General features: G+C 48.0%; 14 protein-coding genes and 2 pseudogenes. All 16 read left to right on the top strand.

Features of this window, described 5'->3' with window-relative positions; all coding sequences use genetic code 11:
* The first annotated feature begins 2 nt into the window (after nucleotides 1-2).
* A pseudogene (locus tag DXA13_RS01250) lies at nucleotides 3-712 on the top strand (ABC transporter ATP-binding protein).
* Between the two features lie 203 nt (nucleotides 713-915).
* Nucleotides 916-2,388 (top strand): stage IV sporulation protein A, encoded by a 1,473-nt coding sequence (gene spoIVA / locus DXA13_RS01245; protein WP_118241350.1) that lies wholly within the window; start codon nucleotides 916-918, stop codon nucleotides 2,386-2,388.
* A 151-nt stretch (nucleotides 2,389-2,539) separates the two neighbouring features.
* On the top strand, nucleotides 2,540-4,144 hold the full coding sequence (locus DXA13_RS01240; protein WP_118241349.1) for an MBL fold metallo-hydrolase: 1,605 nt from the start codon (nucleotides 2,540-2,542) through the stop codon (nucleotides 4,142-4,144).
* Between the two features lie 135 nt (nucleotides 4,145-4,279).
* Entirely contained in the window at nucleotides 4,280-4,762 is a 483-nt protein-coding gene (gene rnhA / locus DXA13_RS01235; protein WP_118241348.1) for a ribonuclease HI, read from the top strand.
* 73 nt (nucleotides 4,763-4,835) lie between these two features.
* On the top strand, nucleotides 4,836-6,056 hold the full coding sequence (locus DXA13_RS01230; protein ID WP_118241347.1) for a hypothetical protein: 1,221 nt from the start codon (nucleotides 4,836-4,838) through the stop codon (nucleotides 6,054-6,056).
* A gap of 135 nt (nucleotides 6,057-6,191) precedes the next feature.
* Nucleotides 6,192-7,094: a lysozyme inhibitor LprI family protein gene (locus DXA13_RS01225; RefSeq protein WP_181995487.1), complete on the top strand. Its 903-nt coding sequence runs from the start codon at nucleotides 6,192-6,194 to the stop codon at nucleotides 7,092-7,094.
* Between the two features lie 330 nt (nucleotides 7,095-7,424).
* Nucleotides 7,425-10,072 (top strand): annotated as a pseudogene (alaS, locus tag DXA13_RS01220) (alanine--tRNA ligase).
* Between the two features lie 138 nt (nucleotides 10,073-10,210).
* Complete coding sequence (gene rpsU, locus DXA13_RS01215; RefSeq protein WP_087218105.1) at nucleotides 10,211-10,387, top strand: 30S ribosomal protein S21; 177 nt, start codon at nucleotides 10,211-10,213, stop codon at nucleotides 10,385-10,387.
* A gap of 169 nt (nucleotides 10,388-10,556) precedes the next feature.
* A complete protein-coding gene (locus tag DXA13_RS01210; protein WP_118241345.1) occupies nucleotides 10,557-11,906 on the top strand; it encodes an MATE family efflux transporter in 1,350 nt (449 codons plus the stop codon).
* 85 nt (nucleotides 11,907-11,991) lie between these two features.
* Nucleotides 11,992-12,264, top strand: coding sequence for a YabP/YqfC family sporulation protein (locus DXA13_RS01205; RefSeq protein ID WP_118241344.1), 273 nt, complete (start codon nucleotides 11,992-11,994; stop codon nucleotides 12,262-12,264).
* Nucleotides 12,265-12,280: 16 nt separating this feature from the next.
* Nucleotides 12,281-12,553 (top strand): sporulation protein YqfD, encoded by a 273-nt coding sequence (locus DXA13_RS01200; protein ID WP_181995486.1) that lies wholly within the window; start codon nucleotides 12,281-12,283, stop codon nucleotides 12,551-12,553.
* Nucleotides 12,550-13,560, top strand: coding sequence for a sporulation protein YqfD (locus tag DXA13_RS01195; RefSeq protein WP_118241342.1), 1,011 nt, complete (start codon nucleotides 12,550-12,552; stop codon nucleotides 13,558-13,560). The genes DXA13_RS01200 and DXA13_RS01195 overlap by 4 nt, the downstream gene beginning before the upstream one ends.
* Nucleotides 13,561-14,571 carry a PhoH family protein gene (locus tag DXA13_RS01190; RefSeq protein ID WP_118241341.1) on the top strand — a complete coding sequence of 337 codons (1,011 nt, stop codon included), beginning with the start codon at nucleotides 13,561-13,563 and terminating at the stop codon, nucleotides 14,569-14,571.
* Nucleotides 14,568-15,065, top strand: coding sequence for an rRNA maturation RNase YbeY (gene ybeY / locus DXA13_RS01185; protein WP_118241340.1), 498 nt, complete (start codon nucleotides 14,568-14,570; stop codon nucleotides 15,063-15,065). Before DXA13_RS01190 ends, ybeY begins: the two co-directional genes overlap by 4 nt.
* Entirely contained in the window at nucleotides 15,062-16,198 is a 1,137-nt protein-coding gene (locus DXA13_RS01180; RefSeq protein WP_118241339.1) for a DUF3048 domain-containing protein, read from the top strand. The genes ybeY and DXA13_RS01180 overlap by 4 nt, the downstream gene beginning before the upstream one ends.
* Nucleotides 16,185-17,882: a polysaccharide biosynthesis protein gene (locus tag DXA13_RS01175; protein ID WP_118241338.1), complete on the top strand. Its 1,698-nt coding sequence runs from the start codon at nucleotides 16,185-16,187 to the stop codon at nucleotides 17,880-17,882. The genes DXA13_RS01180 and DXA13_RS01175 overlap by 14 nt, the downstream gene beginning before the upstream one ends.
* Nucleotides 17,883-17,987: the final 105 nt, after the last annotated feature.

Raw genomic sequence — 17,987 nt, 5'->3', positions numbered from 1 at the left:
TTATGGCAATGTTGGAAGTAAAGGATCTCGAAGTCTTTTATGGGGTCATTCAGGCTTTAAAAGGAATTTCCTTCGAAGTAAACCAGGGAGAAATCATCGCTCTGATCGGCGCGAACGGAGCAGGCAAGACGACCACCCTGCATACGGTTACAGGACTGATTCCTTCCAAGGAAGGCAGTATCATATATGAAGGAAAAAATATTACGAGGCTGCCCGGATATAAACTGGTTCCATGGGAATCGCCCATGTGCCGGAGGGGCGCAGAGTGTTCGCTCACCTGACGGTCCTTCAGAACCTGAAGATGGGAGCGTATACGAGAAGCGATAAGAAGGAAATGGAAGATACGCTGGCGATGATTTACAAGCGGTTTCCGCGTCTGGAAGAGAGAAAAGAGCAGATGGCAGGCACGCTTTCCGGAGGAGAACAGCAGATGCTGGCGATGGGAAGAGCGCTTATGAGCCATCCAAAGCTGATCGTCATGGACGAGCCTTCCATGGGACTTTCACCGATTTACGTAAATGAGATTTTTGATATCATACAGAAAATTAACGAGGACGGAACAACGGTTCTTCTCGTCGAACAGAACGCCAAAAAGGCCCTTTCTATTGCGGACCGGGCGTACGTTCTGGAAACGGGAAACATCGTACTGACCGGCGACGCGAAAGAACTGATGAATAACGACCAGGTAAAGAAAGCATACCTGAGCGAATAGCCCGTATTTCCAGGCGGCTAGTGCTGTAAAAAACAAAGAATTGTCAACGATACCAGATGGAGTGACTTGGCTACCGCCTGGAACGGAATCTGGTATTGGTGGCAATGCTGATTTAAATTTTGCAATAATCACGGCCGTTTTTTGTATGAATGTTGAATACCCCCTTTGCATATACTGTATCAGCATAGCAAGGGGGTATTTTTATGGACAATTTTAATGTATACAAGGATATTGAAGCCAGAACAGGAGGCGAGATCTACATGGGTGTCGTAGGTCCCGTCCGCACAGGAAAATCCACATTCATCAAACGCTTCATGGAATTGATGGTTCTGCCTGAACTGACAGAGGAACACCAGAAAATGCGGGCGAGGGACGAACTTCCTCAAAGCGCGGCAGGAAAGACGATTATGACGACAGAACCGAAATTTATCCCCAAGGAAGCGGCACTGATTCAGCTGGATGACGGAATTCAGGCAAAAGTACGGCTGATCGACTGCGTCGGTTTTATGGTGGAGGGGGCGGGCGGCCATATTGAAAATGATGAGGAACGCCTTGTAAAAACCCCCTGGTACGATGAAGAGATACCGTTTACAAAAGCCGCGGAAATTGGCACGCGCAAGGTCATTACGGACCATTCCACCATAGGAATTGTGGTGACATGCGACGGTTCCTTCGGGGATCTGAAACGGTCCAGCTACATACCGGCTGAAGAGAGGACGATTCAGGAACTGAAAGCTCTCAATAAGCCTTTTATCCTGCTCCTGAATTCCATGAAGCCATATTCCGGGGAGACCCAGTCCATGGCGGAAGACCTTCAGAACAAATATGGGGTCACCGTTCTTCCGGTCAACTGCGAACAGATGAAAAAAGAGGATATCTATCACATACTGGAACAGGTACTGAAAGAATTTCCTGTGACAGAGATGGATTTCTTTATTCCGAAATGGCTTGAAATCCTCCCCTCTACTCACTGGCTGAAAGCACAGGTGATTCAGGCGGTCAAAGAGATGATGAAAAACATTCTCCACATGAAAGATGTAAGTGATTACATACCGGAATCTTCCGAAGCGATCACCGGGATGAAAATACAGAACATGGAAATGGCAGACGGCAGCGTTTCGGTCGGTGTAAATGTAGACGACAGCTATTATTATCAGATATTAAGCGATTATGTGGGAATACCGATTGAGGGTGAATACCAGCTTATGCAGCTGCTGTCCGACATGGCTAAGATGAAATCGGAATATGAAAAGGTGCAGAATGCAATGAGTCAGGTACGTCTGAAAGGATATGGCGTCGTCACTCCGGAACGGTCCGAGATTATGCTGGATGAGCCGCAGGTAATTAAACATGGCAATAAATACGGAGTGAAGATGAAGGCGGAGGCTCCTTCCATCAATCTGATCAAAGCACATATTGAAACAGAAATCGCTCCGATTGTAGGAAGCGAACAGCAGGCAGAAGATTTGATTGCCTACATAAAGGAAAATGCCAGAAACAGCGAAGACGGAATCTGGAATACGAACATTTTTGGAAAGTCCATCGAACAGATTGTAGAAGATGGAATCCAGGCAAAAGTATCGCAGATGACGGAGGACTGCCAGATGAAACTTCAGGATACTCTGCAGAAAATTATTAACGACAGCAATGGCGGTATGATTTGCATTATCATCTAATATGAGTTATACTTATAACAGAAAGCATGCGGGGCTGCCGGGGAGGAAAAGGGGCCGGAGTTCCGCATTCTTATTTGCAGGACAGGGGACATGCTGCATTTGTAGATGCAGGACAGAGATAATTCTGGATTAATTACGGAGGAGGGATTTCATGAGACTTACGTTTATCGGCGCCGACCATGAAGTGACAGGAAGCTGCCATTTTCTGGAAGTTGGTGAATCAAAGATACTGGTCGACTGTGGCATGGAACAGGGGCAGAATGTATATGAGAATGCAGAGCTTCCAGTCAGTTATGCACAGATCGATTATGTGCTTCTTACCCATGCACATATTGACCATGCCGGAATGCTGCCGTTCATCTATGCCAGGGGGTTCCGCGGCCAGGTTGTCACTACGGTAGCAACTGCGGATCTCTGCAGTATCATGCTGCGTGACAGCGCCCATATCCAGGAGATGGAAGCAGAGTGGAAGAACAGAAAGGCAAAGCGTGCCGGCCGGGGCGAAGTGGAACCGCTGTATAAGATGTCCGACGCCATCGGTGTTCTGAGACATTTTATGCCTGTCATGTATGGAGATACGCTAAAGCTGAGCGACTGGATTACAGTTAAATTTACCGACGTCGGTCATCTGCTCGGTTCCGCATCCATTGAAATCTGGATGAAAGAAGAGGAGGTCGAGAAGAAAATCGTCTTTTCCGGAGATATCGGCAATAAGAATAAACCGATCATCCGCGACCCTCACTATCTGGAAAGTGCGGATTACGTCGTAATGGAATGTACCTACGGTGACAGATACCATAAAAAGAATGTAGACCACGTTCCGGAACTGGCCCGTATTATCCAGGAGACGCTGGATCGCGGCGGAAACGTAGTAATCCCTGCATTTGCCGTAGGCAGGACCCAGGAACTCCTCTATTTTATCCGCCAGATTAAGGCGAACAGAATGATTACCGGCCATGACAATTTCGACGTATATGTGGACAGCCCGCTGGCCGTAGAGGCTACGAGCGTATTTTCCAAAAACCTGATGGACTGCTATGACGACGAAACGAGAGCCCTGGTGGAAAAGGGAATCAACCCCATCGGTTTTAGGGGGCTGAAGCTCTCCATTACGAGTGATGAATCCAGGAACATCAACTTCGATGAATCGCCTAAGGTCATCATATCGGCAGCCGGTATGTGTGATGCTGGACGTATCCGCCATCACTTAAAACACAATCTCTGGCGGTCGGAATGCAGCGTTGTATTCGCAGGCTATCAGGCTGTTGGAACGCTGGGACGAAGCTTGATCGACGGCAGTCCGTCTGTGAAAATATTCGGAGAGACGATCGACGTCCGTGCCCATATTGAGCAGATGGAAGGGATCAGCGGTCATGCGGATGAAGGCGGCCTGATCGAGTGGGTCAGCGCATTTAAAAAGAAGCCGGATAAGGTGTTCCTGGTTCATGGCGACGACAAGGTATGCGACAGCTTTGCAGAGCTTCTCCACGAGTCCTACGGATTCGACACGGCGGCGCCGTTCAGCGGTTCTTCCTTTGATCTGGCGTCCGGTGAGTGGATTACCGTAACAGAGGGCGTTTTAGTGGAGAAAGAGACTCCGGCAGCGTCAAGGAAGGCAACAGGCGTATTTGCCCGTCTCGTGGCGGCAGGAGAGCGTCTCATGCAGGTGATCCGCCATAATGAGGGCGGAGCCAATAAAGATCTGGCAAAATTCGCCGATCAGATTCAGTCCCTGTGCGATAAATGGGACAGATAAACTGTTCAGAAGGTGTTGCAAAGTCAAATTAGTATTGCCGTCGCTGCCAGATTCCGTTTCAGGCAGCGGCTGCAATGCTTGATCATTTTTTGCAATACACTCTGGGAACGAAAGGTGAAGGAGATAGTGAAGAGTATGAGCAGAGTACAGATATATACAGATGGTTCGGCAAGAGGCAATCCGGACGGACCGGGCGGATATGGAACCGTCCTTCAGTTTACAGATTCCAAAGGCGTACTTCACGAGAGGACGATGTCGGCCGGATATGTGAGGACAACCAATAACCGCATGGAACTGATGGCAGCGATTGCCGGGCTGGAGGCTCTGAATCGACCGTGTGAAGTGGAGCTGTACTCTGATTCCAAATATCTTACGGATGCATTTAACCAGCACTGGATTGACAATTGGGTGAAGAATAACTGGAGCAGAGGAAAGAGCGGTCCGGTGAAGAACATTGATCTGTGGGAACGGCTTTTGAAGGCCAAAGCTCCTCATAAGGTGACGTTTATCTGGGTAAAAGGCCATGCGGGCCATCCCCAGAACGAACGCTGCGACCAGCTGGCCACCAGCGCTGCGGACGGAGATGACCTGCTGGTGGACGAGGGAGTCGTATCGTAAATACGAACAGAAGCCTGTTTCTTTTATCTGCTCCGGCCGCCTCTTACGGCCGGCATGCAGGAAAGGAGGTCTCATGTACGAATATATTTCTAGAGACGAAAGGCCGGAATCTCCTGTGATTCCGGCCTCTAACGCTGTCATGCTGAGTATGATGAATAGAAGAGAGAGTGAGAGTAATTCCGAATTTTCGGTCATCCAGCGCTTTACCTTGACGCAGAATGAACATGGGTGTATTATTGTGGATTTCAACCGGGAAGATTTCAGCGGCTATATGCCTTATCCGAATGACGACAGCGCAATGAGCCACAATCACAGCAGTTCCTGTCTGCTATATATAGACGGCGTAAAAAAACGCATTCAGGGTATTCATATCAGCCGCGTTTTGGAAGCTTTTAACAATTTTATTGGTTGCATTAACTGTTTTCCGGATGCAGGGCAGCAGGCGGCGGCAGTTCTGCCCCCTGTTTACAGGGGAATCTGGGAAGACGGCGAAATGTCTACAGAAAATAAAGTCAGAGAGATGATAGGGCGGACGCTTAACTATATCAACAGTTTGCCATTTACCTATGTGCCCCATGGTAACAATTCCGACGGAGCAGGAGAAGGCGCAGCAAAGGCCAGGCTGGATTCCAGATTGTCTAAAGACGCTGGCCGCACCGAGCTTGCAGAAGCCATGTACCGTCTGTTTGATACCCAGGCGTTTTATGGGATACCGCTCTCTGAGGAGCAGATTAGAAAATATCTGCATCACCATGATATGGCTTTGCGCTTTGCATATCCGGAGCAGCTACTGAATTCAGATTTCACAGGCGCCATTCAGACAGCAAAGGAAGCTATTTATAGAGTTTTGACAGGAGCCCCGTACACCAGCCAACTGCTGGTAGGCAAGCCGCTCAATAAAGGATGGCAGGGTAAATCTTATAAACTGATTCGGAATAAGTATGGGTGGATTCCTAGGGGTGTTCTGATTGCGATTGCGAAAGGAATGGTGCAGACATACGGTTTAAACTCACCAAGACGGGAAGTAATAAGGCATACTGCAAAGCTTTATCTATGGTTTGATCGATATTATGAATTCCTGCAACAATACCTGATAAGCGGTCCGCAGCTGGTACTGCCGCCTCAGCCTGTACCGGCTGCACTGCCACCTGCTAACCCGTCATTGAATGTCATGGCCCCGCAGCCTGCAGCAGATGTTCAAGAATCTGCATATAATCCAGTTGATATAAAACAGGATGAAGATATTTGGAATTTGATGATGCAGAATACGGGGTTTAAAGTAGAAGATTTGTAATTTTAAATGCAATTGTTAATTTAATCTTACAAAATATTACCATTTTCAAACTTGTATTTCTTTTCGGATTCGTTTATGATATGTTATTCTCAAAGCAAATAATCATGAGAATAAACAGATCACAAAAGGATGACGATGATGAACAGGATGAAATGGATGCTGGCAGCAATTGCCGTAATTACTCTCCTTGGAGCAGGGATCACGGCATATACCAGTAAAATGATAGAAAAGCAGGAATCTGCCGCCGCAACGGATACGATGTTGGCAGCAGATGGCCCGGCAGAGGCCGGCGGGGCCGTTTCTCCCGAACGATCTTATCCGGAGGAGCAGATGGCCGTTTCGAATGACGTCGCGGACACCTATTTTTCTTCAACGGTCGGAGTAGTGGAAGGCGTTCCACGGAATAAAGAAAAGGCTGCGGAAGAAAAGCAGAGTGAGGCAGCGGCGGCGGCTTCTCCAGTCGAAGGCGTACAACAGGATACGTACCCGGCGGCAGTCCAACGTTCGGCGGAAAGATCGGATGAGGAATATGCAGAAGCGGCAGCCGGTGGTTCCGGTATTCCCGGGAATCAGGCAGATGTTGGAGATGAGAAAGCCATACAGCAAAGCGCGTCCGCAGATGTCAAGGCTGAGATGTACGTAATTGTAGAAAGGGACGATTCTTCCGGAACAGAACCCTATTCCAAGCGTTTGGAGGAGCTGGAAGATCAGGCTGAAAAGCTGAGATCTCAGGATGGTACGACGAATCAGTATACGATCCGGAATGCGGCGGACAGTGAGTGGAAGCTGTGGGATACGGAACTGAATGCTATTTACAATAAGATTTTGGATTCCCTGAGCCGGGAAGACGCAGAAGCTCTTGTAAAAGAAGAGAGAGAATGGGTAATCACCAGAGACGGGAAAGCTGCCAAGGCAGCAAAGGACTACGGCGGTTCTATGGAAAGCGTGGAGTACAGGATGTCGCTGGCAGCGACGACGAGAGAACGGGTCTATGAACTGGCAGACCGGTACGGCCAGTATCTGACATATGAACCGTAAATAATTTCAGCAGTATGAAGTATGAAAAGACTGCGGAATATAAAACAGGATTAACAGCAGAGAGATCACATTTTGAAGAAAGGCCGTTTTACGGACTCAAAATGTGATCTCTCTGCTGTTTTTCCATCGTCCGGACGATTACAGTTATTTCTATCTTGATAAATGGGAATTCCTATGGTACGATATTGAAGATAATTATAATAAGAGTGTTGCAAAAAGAATAAAGCATTCCCAGAAGTACCGGATGCAGTGACTTGGCCGCTGCCTCGGAACGGAATCCGGTACTTCTGGGAATGGCTGGATTATTTTTTGCGATGCCCTCAATGGAGGATGAAAAACGTGCAGAAGTATGGTGTGAACGAACTGAGGAAGATGTTCCTGGAATTTTTCGAAAGCAAAGGACATCTGGCTTTACCAAGCTTTTCCCTGGTTCCGCATAATGACAACAGTTTATTGTTAATTAATTCAGGCATGGCGCCCTTAAAGCCATATTTTACGGGACAGGAGATCCCGCCGAGAAAACGTGTCACCACCTGTCAGAAGTGTATTCGTACAGGCGACATCGAGAACATCGGAAAGACGGCCCGTCATGGAACCTTTTTCGAGATGCTGGGCAATTTCTCGTTTGGAGATTACTTCAAGACCGATGCGATCCACTGGACATGGGAATTCCTGACGGAAGTCGTAGGTCTTGATCCGGAACGTCTGTATCCGTCCGTATATCTGGACGATGATGAGGCTTTTGAAATCTGGAATAAAGAGATCGGCATCCCGGCAGAGAAGATTTTCCGCTTTGGCAAGGAAGACAACTTCTGGGAGCATGGAGCAGGTCCGTGCGGCCCGTGTTCGGAGGTTTATTATGACCGCGGGGAGAAATACGGCTGCGGAAAGCCGGGCTGTACGGTAGGCTGTGAATGCGACCGTTATATCGAGGTATGGAACAACGTATTTACGCAGTTTGACAACGACGGCCACGGAAACTATACGGAACTGGAGCACAAGAATATCGATACGGGCATGGGACTGGAGCGCCTTGCCGTAGTTGTACAGGATGTGGATTCCCTGTTCACTGTAGATACGAATAAAGCGCTTCTGGATGCCGTATGTGCCCTTGCTCATACAGAGTACATGAAGGATGAGAAGAAAGATGTGTCCCTTCGAATTGTTACGGATCATATCAAATCCTGTACATTCATGATTTCCGACGGAATTATGCCGTCCAACGAAGGCAGAGGGTATGTACTGAGAAGACTGCTCAGACGTGCGTCCCGCCATGGAAGGCTTCTTGGCATTGAAGGTAAATTCCTTGCTGATTTGAGCAGAATCGTCATTTCCCTTTCCAAAGACGGTTATCCGGAACTGGAAGAAAAGCAGGCGATGATTCTGAAGGTCATTACAGAAGAAGAGGATAAATTTAATAAAACGATCGATCAGGGGCTTGCTATTCTTTCTGAGATGGAAGAGGAGATGAAGCAGGCAGGCCTGACGACGCTGTCAGGAGAGCATGCATTTAAGCTGTACGATACGTATGGATTCCCGCTGGATCTGACGAAAGAAATTCTGGAAGAAAAATCATACGCTGTCGATGAAGACGGATTTAAAGCATGCATGGATGAGCAGAAGAAGAAAGCCCGTGCTGCGAGAAAGACAACCAACTATATGGGAGCCGATGTAACGGTATACCAGTCGATTGATCCGAAGCTTACGACAGAATTTGTCGGATATGACAGCCTCATCTGTGACTCCGAAATTACGGCGCTTACGACGGATACGGAACTTGTCGAAGCGCTTACGGATGGAGAAGCCGGAACGATCATCACGGAGCAGACTACGTTCTATGCGACGATGGGCGGCCAGCAGGGAGATAAAGGTGTAATAGCCAGTCCGTCCGGCGAATTTAAGGTGGAAGATACCATTAAATTACAGGGTGGAAAAGTCGGCCATGTGGGCAGAATGATAAAGGGAATGTTCCAGGTCGGTGAGACAGTGACGTTAAAGGTATGTGAGCAGAACCGTATGGCGACAGGCAAGAACCACAGCGCGACGCATCTGCTCCAGAAAGCGCTCCGCATGGTACTGGGCGATCACGTTGAACAGGCTGGTTCATACGTAGATGCGGACAGGCTGCGTTTTGACTTCACCCATTTTTCGGCCATGACTCCGGAAGAGATCCGTAAGGTGGAAGAGATTGTTAATGAAGAAATCCGCGCAGCGCTTCCTGTCAGAACAGAGCTTATGACTTTGGATGAAGCAAAGAAGACGGGCGCAATGGCTCTCTTCGGCGAAAAATACGGCGATACGGTGCGTGTTGTCCGTATGGGTGAATTCTCTGTAGAACTCTGCGGAGGTACTCATGTAGCGAATACAGGAACCATATCGGCATTCAAAATCCTGTCCGAGTCCGGAATTGCAGCAGGTGTACGAAGGATTGAGCTCTGACGGCTGACGGCCTTATGAATCATTATAAAGAAATTGAGGCGGAACTTCATGAAGCTGCTGTTACGGCAAAGACGACTCCGTCCGAACTGAAAAAGAAGATTGAATCCATGCTGGAGGAAATCAAGGCGCTTCATTCTGAGAATGATAAATTAAAGAGCAAAATGGCCAATGATTCTCTGGGCGACGTCATGAATCAGGTCCAGGAAGTGAAGGGCGTAAAACTTCTGGCTGCAGAAGTTGCAGGAGCTGATATGAACGGCCTCAGGAATCTGGGAGACCAGCTGAAGGATAAGCTGGGAGACGGTGTGATCGTGCTCGCGTCCGTTGCAGACGGAAAGGTCAGCCTGATGGCGACTGTGACAGACAGCGCTCAGAAGAAGGGCGCCCATGCCGGCAACCTGATCAAAGCGATCGCAGGACTTGTAGGCGGAGGCGGCGGCGGTCGTCCGAATATGGCTCAGGCAGGCGGAAAAAATCCGGCTGGGGTAGAGTCAGCACTGAAAAAAGCCGCTGAAGTAGTGGCTGAACAGATAAAATAAATCCATTTCGGGAATAAATTTGCAAAATGTTGTTGACGAAAATGGAATTTATGATATAATCATAGCAGTGCTAAAATACCCAAACAGTTGTTTTTCGCACTCTATACTACGCAACTGGAGGGAGGTTAGGTGTGAGCTATGTCAAACGTAATTGTTAAAGATAATGAGAGTTTGGACAGTGCTTTACGCAGATTCAAAAGAAACTGTGCAAAGGCTGGGATTCAGCAGGAAATCCGTAAGAGAGAACATTACGAGAAGCCAAGCGTAAGACGTAAGAAAAAGTCTGAAGCTGCAAGAAAACGCAAATTCAATTAATAATCCATAATTCCCGGTGAAACTTCGCCGGGAATTTTTTCTCTTTTTGAGAATTATTTTGGCTGTTCAGGGAATTTTGAATCTTCTTGTATAACCTGAGGCATGTGAGCAGATACTCCGTTCTGAACAGCTGTGACCTGTAAGTACAACATAAGATATGAGGTGAATTATGAAACAAGACATGCTGCACGGGAGCCCGGGGAAATCCCTGTTCCTGTTTGCGCTCCCAATGATTATCGGAAATTTATTTCAGCAGTTTTACAACATGGCGGATACGGTTATTGTCGGAAAGTTTGTCGGGGAAGATGCCTTGGCTGCTGTAGGAGCCTCCTATTCTCTTACAACGGTATTCATTATGATTGCCATTGGTGGAGGAATCGGAGCTTCCGTGCTGACAAGCCAATATCTTGGGGCGGGCGACTACGGGAAGATGAAAACTTCGATTCATACGGCGCTTATGAGCTTTCTCTGCCTGAGCATTCTCCTGGCAGTATTCGGCCTGATTGTGAATCCGTCGATTCTGCGTCTTCTAAAGACGCCGGACAATATCATGGATGACGCTCTGCTATACCTGCAGATCTATTTTCTTGGAATGCCGTTTCTGTTTATGTATAACGTACTGGCATCTACGTTCAACGCCCTTGGAGAGTCTAAAATACCGCTGTACCTCCTGGTGTTTTCTTCAATTCTAAATATTTTTCTGGATCTTTTCATGATCAGAAACCTCCATATGGGGGTGGCCGGAGCCGCGATCGCAACCGTAATGGCCCAGGGGGTGTCTGCGGTGATCTCATTTGCAATACTGAGAAAGAGGCTGAAAGCTTACGAGGCAAGGAAAGGAGCCGTAAAACTATTCGATCCATCCATGCTCTGGACAGGAACACAGATCGCCGTACCTTCCATTATACAGCAGTCCATTGTCAGCATAGGAATGCTGCTGGTGCAGTCCGTGGTCAACGGCTTCGGCTCCTCCGTTCTGGCAGGATATTCTGCCGGTATGCGCGTGGAATCGATCTGCATCGTTCCCATGATTGCAACGGGAAACGCCATGTCCACATTTACAGCACAGAATCTGGGGGCCAAACAGGCTGACCGGGTGAAAAAGGGATATGTTTCCGCCTATGGTCTGATCATCAGTTTTGCGGTGATCATCTGGCTGATCTTAAAACTCTTCCACAATGAGATTATTTCCGCATTTATGGATACGGACGCAGCTGCAGCCGCCTTTGGGACTGGCAATGCCTACCTTACATTTATCTGCTGGTTCTTCGTGCTGATCGGTTTCAAGGCGATTACGGACGGAGTGCTCAGAGGCGCGGGAGATGTGGGCGTATATATGGCAGCCAACCTTGTAAACCTTGGTATCCGTGTGTTTGTAGCCAATCATTTTGCCGCTGCATGGGGCGTAGCGGCCGTCTGGTATGCCGTTCCCATGGGATGGGGAATGAATTACCTGATTTCTTTTGCCTGGTTTCTGACAGGCAGGTGGAGCAGGAAGCGGCTTATCAAAGAGGTATAAGAAAAGACGCCGGAAGGACGGACGATGTATAATCGCCGTCCTTCCCCCATATATTGATAATAATTGAAAATCCGGTGTATGAAGAATGGCAAACAAAATTAAAACAACGGCTGTGTCTGCCATGAAACTTCCCCGGGATGTATGCATGGGGGAAGCGCTTGTTTCCATGGAAGGAAGACACAGCCTGGTCATAGAAAATTATAGGAACATACTGCTGTATACGGAAAATGAAGTGAAAATTCAGGCCAGAACGTGCAAGATTTCCGTTCGTGGCAAAGGCCTTTCCATTCAGTACTACGACAAGGAAGAGATGAAGATCACGGGGCGGATCGCCTCAGTAGAAATGGATGCAATCTAGGAAGAGGGGGATGGATATGGCAGGGAGGTTACGCCATTACCGCCGGGGGTATTTGAGAATTTGTATGACCGGCTGTGCTCCGGAGCGTTTTTTCAACATATGCGGCGGCCGGGATATTGAAATCTGGGACGTGGTCTGCAGAGATGGCAACTATGAATTTTACATGACAATCGAGGGCTTTAAACGCGCAAAAGCCCTTGTGAGGAAGGCTGGAGTCAGGCTTAAAATTATTGGAAAGCTGGGTCTGCCTTTTTTTTATACAGAAACAGAAAACGCAAGCTGTCATTGATCGGCTTTCTTGCATTTTTCATTTTTCTGTACAGCATGTCTCTCTTCATATGGGATATTGAAATCTACGGAAACAGCCGTTACAGCAGCGATACGCTCATGGATTTTCTGGAGAGCCAGAATATCCGTTATGGGATGATGGCGGGAACGGTTAGCTGCGAATCACTGGAAAGTGCCATGAGATCAGAATTTTCGGAAATTACATGGGTGTCGGCCCAGGTATCGGGAACGCGCCTTCTGGTTAAGATAAAAGAAAATGAAGTACTGTCCTCGATTCCGGTCAGAGATACGTCCCCCTGTGATATTGTAGCGGAAAAGGGTGGAACCATTACGAAAATGATCGTCCGACAGGGTACGCCTGCCGTAAGGCCGGGAGATACTGTGGAAGCCGGCCAGATCCTGGTATCCGGTATCGTAACGGTGACGGATGATTCACAAACGGTAGTGGCAGAACATCCTGTCCATGCAGATGCAGATATCCGGGCAAGGACAATCTCCGAAGAAGAGAAAACATTTCATTCCTGGAGAAAGGTGGAGGCTTATACGGGGAAAAAGAAGACAGGGCTTTTCTTAAAGGCGTTTCATTCGTCATTCTCTCTGATTCCCCCATCTGATCTGATTCCAGGAAAGCAGAAAAAAGAAAATCTTCCCTGGAAATTTACCATGGAGGAACAGCAGGCCAGGCTGTTTGACAATTTCTATCTGCCCTTTTACTGGGGAAAAATCACAGGAAAAGAGTATGAAACGTATGAGCGCCCTTATACGGCGGATGAAAAAGAACGGCTGAAGGTGGAGGTGAATTCACAGTTTTTGGAAAAATTAGGAGAAAAGGGGGTGCAGATTATTGGAAATAATGTTAGAATACAAGAAAGTGGAGGCGGTTTCTCCGTTATCTGCACGGCGGATACGGAAGAGGCTATTGGAACAAGCCGTCCGCTCACCATCCAGGAACCGGCTGACGACGGCCAGGAACCTGTATCAAATGAATCAGAGGAGACAGATAATTAAATGAGCGTAATGGAGACTATCATTGACATCCCGGCAGAACATGAGCGGAATGTCTGTGGCCAGTTCGACAGTTATTTGAAAAAAATAGAACGGACGCTTCATGTGACCATGATTGAAAGAGATGGAGCTTTGAAAATCATCGGTCCGGAAGCTTCGATTCAGAAGGCAAAGAGCGTTTTTAACAACTTGATTGAGCTGTCAAAACGGGGCAATACCATAACAGAACAGAATGTAGATTATGCCCTTTCCCTGTCTTTTACGGAAAACGACGGGCAGATTCTTGAAATTGACAAGGATATTATCTGCCGTACCGTCAACGGAAAGCCTGTAAAGCCAAAAACCATGGGACAGAAACATTATGTGGATATGATCCGGAAAAAAATGATCGTATTTGGCGTGGGCCCTGCCGGGACGGGGAAGACATATCTGGCTATGGCTATGGCGATCCAGGCATTTAAGAACGGAGAGGTAAACAGGATCATACTGACCCGTCCGGCGATAGAAGCCGGGGAAAAGCTGGGATTTCTTCCGGGAGATCTCCAGAGCAAGATCGATCCCTACCTGAGGCCGCTTTATGATGCCCTGTATCAGATTATGGGAGCGGAAAGCTATCTCCACAATTCGGAGAAAGGGCTGATCGAAGTGGCGCCTCTTGCCTATATGAGAGGACGCACGCTGGACAGCGCGTATATCATTCTGGATGAGGCGCAGAATACGACACCTGCCCAGATGAAGATGTTCCTGACCAGAATCGGGTTTGGTTCCAAGGTAATCGTTACCGGAGACCAGACGCAGAAAGACCTTCCGGCAGGTGCAGTCTCCGGCCTGGACATGGCGATGAAGATTCTGCACAAAATCGATGACATCGGCTTCTGCCAGCTGACCAGCGGTGACGTTGTACGCCATCCTCTGGTCCAGAAAATTGTACAGGCATATGATGATTACGAAACGAGACAGAAAAAGGATGAAAAGCCCGCTAGGCGCTTTAAGGACAGGAGGGGAAAAGGATGACGGTCAATATCGAATATGAAGCCGAAAAAAAGCTGGAACTCCCATATGAGACGATTATCAGAGACGTGGTGGAAGAGTCCCTGGATTACGAGGGCTGCCCCTACGAGGCCGAGGTCAGTGTGATTCTCACCGATAATGAAAGTATAAGGGAGATCAACCGCGATCATCGGCAGATTGACAGTCCTACGGATGTACTTTCCTTTCCAATGGTGGATTACGAAACGCCGTCTGATTTCAGCAGACTGGAAGACTATGCAGAAGATTATTTTAATCCGGAGACCGGAGAGCTGATGTTGGGGGACATCGTGATTTCCGTGGACAAGGTGGAAGAACAGGCAGAAAAGTATGGCCATTCAGAAGGGAGGGAACTTGCATTTCTGGTGGCTCACAGCATGCTTCACCTGTGCGGATATGATCATATGGCGGATGAAGAACGGATTGTGATGGAGAGGAAACAGGAGGAAATCCTGGAAAGAAGGGGGTACAGGCGATGAAAAAACGGGGGAGGTTTCTCATTGCGGCGCTGTCTGTTTTCAGTATGGTCTATCTTTTGACCGGCTGTCAGAGTAAAAACCGTCTGGTATCCGTTCCGGAAGCAGATATGGAGGAAGAGACGAAAGAGATCATCGAAGTGACAACAGCTGCCGAGCCTGAAGCGAACGAAACACAGACAGAGGTTCCCGATGAGAGAATCGAAGTCGACGGAAAAATTCAGAGCTACCTCACAGGAGAGATGGTAGATGTGGCAAAAGCGGACCGCAGGCCCATTGCTGTTATGATCAGCAATGATAAGGAATCCATGCCAAGTTATGGAATAAACCGGGCCGGTGTCATCTATGAGGCTCCGGTGGAGGGCGGAATGGTCCGCTATATGGCCCTGATCGAAGATTATGATGACTTGGAGCGCATTGGCTCCGTAAGAAGCGCCAGGACGTATTATATTTACTTTGCAAGGGAATTCAATGCCATACTGACACACTGCGGACAGAGCACGTTTGCGAAGCCTTACCTCAAGTATGTGGATGACATCAACGCGCTGGAGGGCGCTGGAGGCGCGGCCTTTTACCGGTCCAAGGACAAGCGTTCTCCTCACAACGCATATACGAGTTTTAAACTGGTACAGACAGCTGCGGACAATCTGGGATTTTCTCAGGACTACGACGAAGACTATGCAGGCCATTACCGTTTTGCGAAGCCGGACAGCCCTACCATTCTGACTCAGGACAACGCGGTAGATGCATATAAGATTTACCCGGGATATCAGCTGAATAATCCCTATTTTCTTTATGATGAAAATGATGGTTTATATCACCGCTATCAGTACGGCGCCGTGCACAGCGGGGATGAAGGGCCTTTAACGGCAAAGAATATCATTATTCAGTACTGTCAGCAGGGCTATTATGCCACAACACCGTATCTGAATATCAATGTACATAACCGGGAATGGGGCTATTATGCCACGAATGGCAAGGCCATGCCCGTTTACTGGGTGAAGGACGGCGAGTTCGGAGTAACCCATTATTACGATTTCGCTGATCATGAGATTGAGCTGAATCCAGGAAAAACCTGGGTGTGCATCGTATCGACGAAAGACGAATCAAGGACAGAACTTCATGGAAAAGAATAGACAGATCAAACAAAGAGAAGCAACACAGACAAGCCAGACCAACAGAAAGAAAAGCAAGGGAGCCAATTTCATCATACAGGGCAGCATTCTGGCCGTAGCCGGAATTATCGTCCGCCTGATCGGAATGGTGTACAGGATTCCTCTGATTAACATTATAGGAAAAGAAGGCAACGGTTACTATACGGCGGCGTATGACATTTATGTCATCCTCCTGATCGTATCTTCCTACAGCCTTCCTACGGCTGTTTCCAAAATGGTTGCCGCAAAACTGGGAAGAGGAGAATACAGAAATTCGGCCAGAATTCTGAAGACAGCTTTATGGTATGCTACAGTTGTCGGAGGAATTGGAGCTGTTATTCTGTGGTTTGGAGCTGACGCCCTGGCAGGACTTCTCCGAATGCCATACTGCCGATACGCCATGCAGGCCTTTGCGCCGACAATCTGGATTATGGCTTATCTTGGCGTACTGAGAGGATATTTTCAGGGAACAGGAAATATGGTTCCGACAGCGATTTCCCAGATACTGGAACAGCTTGTGAATGCGGTGGTCAGTATCGGAGCCGCCAGCTTCCTTTTTACGAAAGGTCTGGCAGCAAATGCAGTACATGACAGTGAAAACTACGCCTATGCTTACGGTGCGGCAGGGGGAACGATTGGAACGGGAGCAGGAGCTCTTGCTGCCTTTCTGTTTTTCCTTCTGCTTTTCTGGATGTACCGGCCTGTGCTGCGCCGCCAGAAAAGAAAAGATACATCGCGACGTCTCGATTCTTACCGCCATGTTACGCTGATTATGACGATGACCATCGTGCCGATCGTGCTGAGCAGCGCCGTTTATAATGTGAGCGCTGTTGTGGATAATTATTTCTTTTCCCATGGCATGGAAAAGCTGGGAATGATGGAGGAAATAGCAACCCAGTGGGGAACATTCGGACAGTACCATCTGCTTTTCAATATACCGGTAGCGATATCAAATGCTCTTTCTTCTTCTCTGATCCCATCGCTTACGAGAGCAGTAGCCTGCCATGACAGAAGGGAGACCATCGACAAGGTCCAGACTGCAATCCGGTTTTCCATGATCATTGCAATTCCTTCTGCAGTCGGTCTCTGTGTTCTTGCGGGACCGATCAACAACCTGCTGTTTACCGGAGGGGAGAATGAACTTTTAATCAAGATCACCATATCGGGTGCGCTAGCCGTAGTATTTTTCTCTCTTTCCACGGTGAGCAATGCCATTTTGCAGGGAATCAACCGTATGAATGTACCGATGAAGAATGCTGCTATTTCCCTCATCGTCCACATAGGAGCTCTTGAAGTCATGCTTCTGGTGTTCAAATGGGGGCTTTACAGCGTGGTGTTCGCAAATATCATATTCTCACTGCTGATGTGCCAGTTGAATGCAGCGGCGATCCGGAGATACCTTCACTATCGCCAGGAGGTGAAAAAGACATTTCTTCTTCCTATAATCGCGGCGCTGCTCATGGGAGCGGCATCATACGGTACGTATCATGGAGTCTTTGCAGTCTGCCGCAAAAATGCGGTTGGAACGTTGGCTGCAATTCTCGTTGCCGTGGCGGTATACGGCGTTCTTCTGATTAAGCTGCACTGTATCGATGAGAGGGAACTGAAAAAAATGCCGGGCGGTACGCGGCTTTTCCAAATAGCCAGGAAACTGCATTTAATGTAAAACGGTAGATATGATGTGAGTGGATATACCTGCTCAGGAACGACATGTTCAAAAGAAATAAAATAGCAGTTTTTGTATAAACTGTTTTTAAGAGGCAGATACTAT

This window comes from Clostridium sp. AM58-1XD, assembly GCF_003464085.1.
Lineage (GTDB): Bacteria > Bacillota > Clostridia > Lachnospirales > Lachnospiraceae > Lachnoclostridium_A.
The sequence above is the reverse complement of the archived record's forward strand: the minus strand, read 5'-3'. Positions and strand labels throughout refer to the sequence as shown.

Bases quoted from the DNA above. Each gene is read 5' to 3' on its own strand.
- spoIVA (WP_118241350.1), top strand. From the start codon at position 916: ATGGACAATTTTAATGTATACAAGGATATTGAAGCCAGAACAGGAGGC.
- DXA13_RS01240 (WP_118241349.1), top strand. From the start codon at position 2,540: ATGAGACTTACGTTTATCGGCGCCGACCATGAAGTGACAGGAAGCTGC.
- rnhA (WP_118241348.1), top strand. From the start codon at position 4,280: ATGAGCAGAGTACAGATATATACAGATGGTTCGGCAAGAGGCAATCCG.
- DXA13_RS01230 (WP_118241347.1), top strand. From the start codon at position 4,836: ATGTACGAATATATTTCTAGAGACGAAAGGCCGGAATCTCCTGTGATT.
- DXA13_RS01225 (WP_181995487.1), top strand. From the start codon at position 6,192: ATGATGAACAGGATGAAATGGATGCTGGCAGCAATTGCCGTAATTACT.
- rpsU (WP_087218105.1), top strand. From the start codon at position 10,211: ATGTCAAACGTAATTGTTAAAGATAATGAGAGTTTGGACAGTGCTTTA.
- DXA13_RS01210 (WP_118241345.1), top strand. From the start codon at position 10,557: ATGAAACAAGACATGCTGCACGGGAGCCCGGGGAAATCCCTGTTCCTG.
- DXA13_RS01205 (WP_118241344.1), top strand. From the start codon at position 11,992: ATGGCAAACAAAATTAAAACAACGGCTGTGTCTGCCATGAAACTTCCC.
- DXA13_RS01200 (WP_181995486.1), top strand. From the start codon at position 12,281: ATGGCAGGGAGGTTACGCCATTACCGCCGGGGGTATTTGAGAATTTGT.
- DXA13_RS01190 (WP_118241341.1), top strand. From the start codon at position 13,561: ATGAGCGTAATGGAGACTATCATTGACATCCCGGCAGAACATGAGCGG.
- ybeY (WP_118241340.1), top strand. From the start codon at position 14,568: ATGACGGTCAATATCGAATATGAAGCCGAAAAAAAGCTGGAACTCCCA.
- DXA13_RS01180 (WP_118241339.1), top strand. From the start codon at position 15,062: ATGAAAAAACGGGGGAGGTTTCTCATTGCGGCGCTGTCTGTTTTCAGT.
- DXA13_RS01175 (WP_118241338.1), top strand. From the start codon at position 16,185: ATGGAAAAGAATAGACAGATCAAACAAAGAGAAGCAACACAGACAAGC.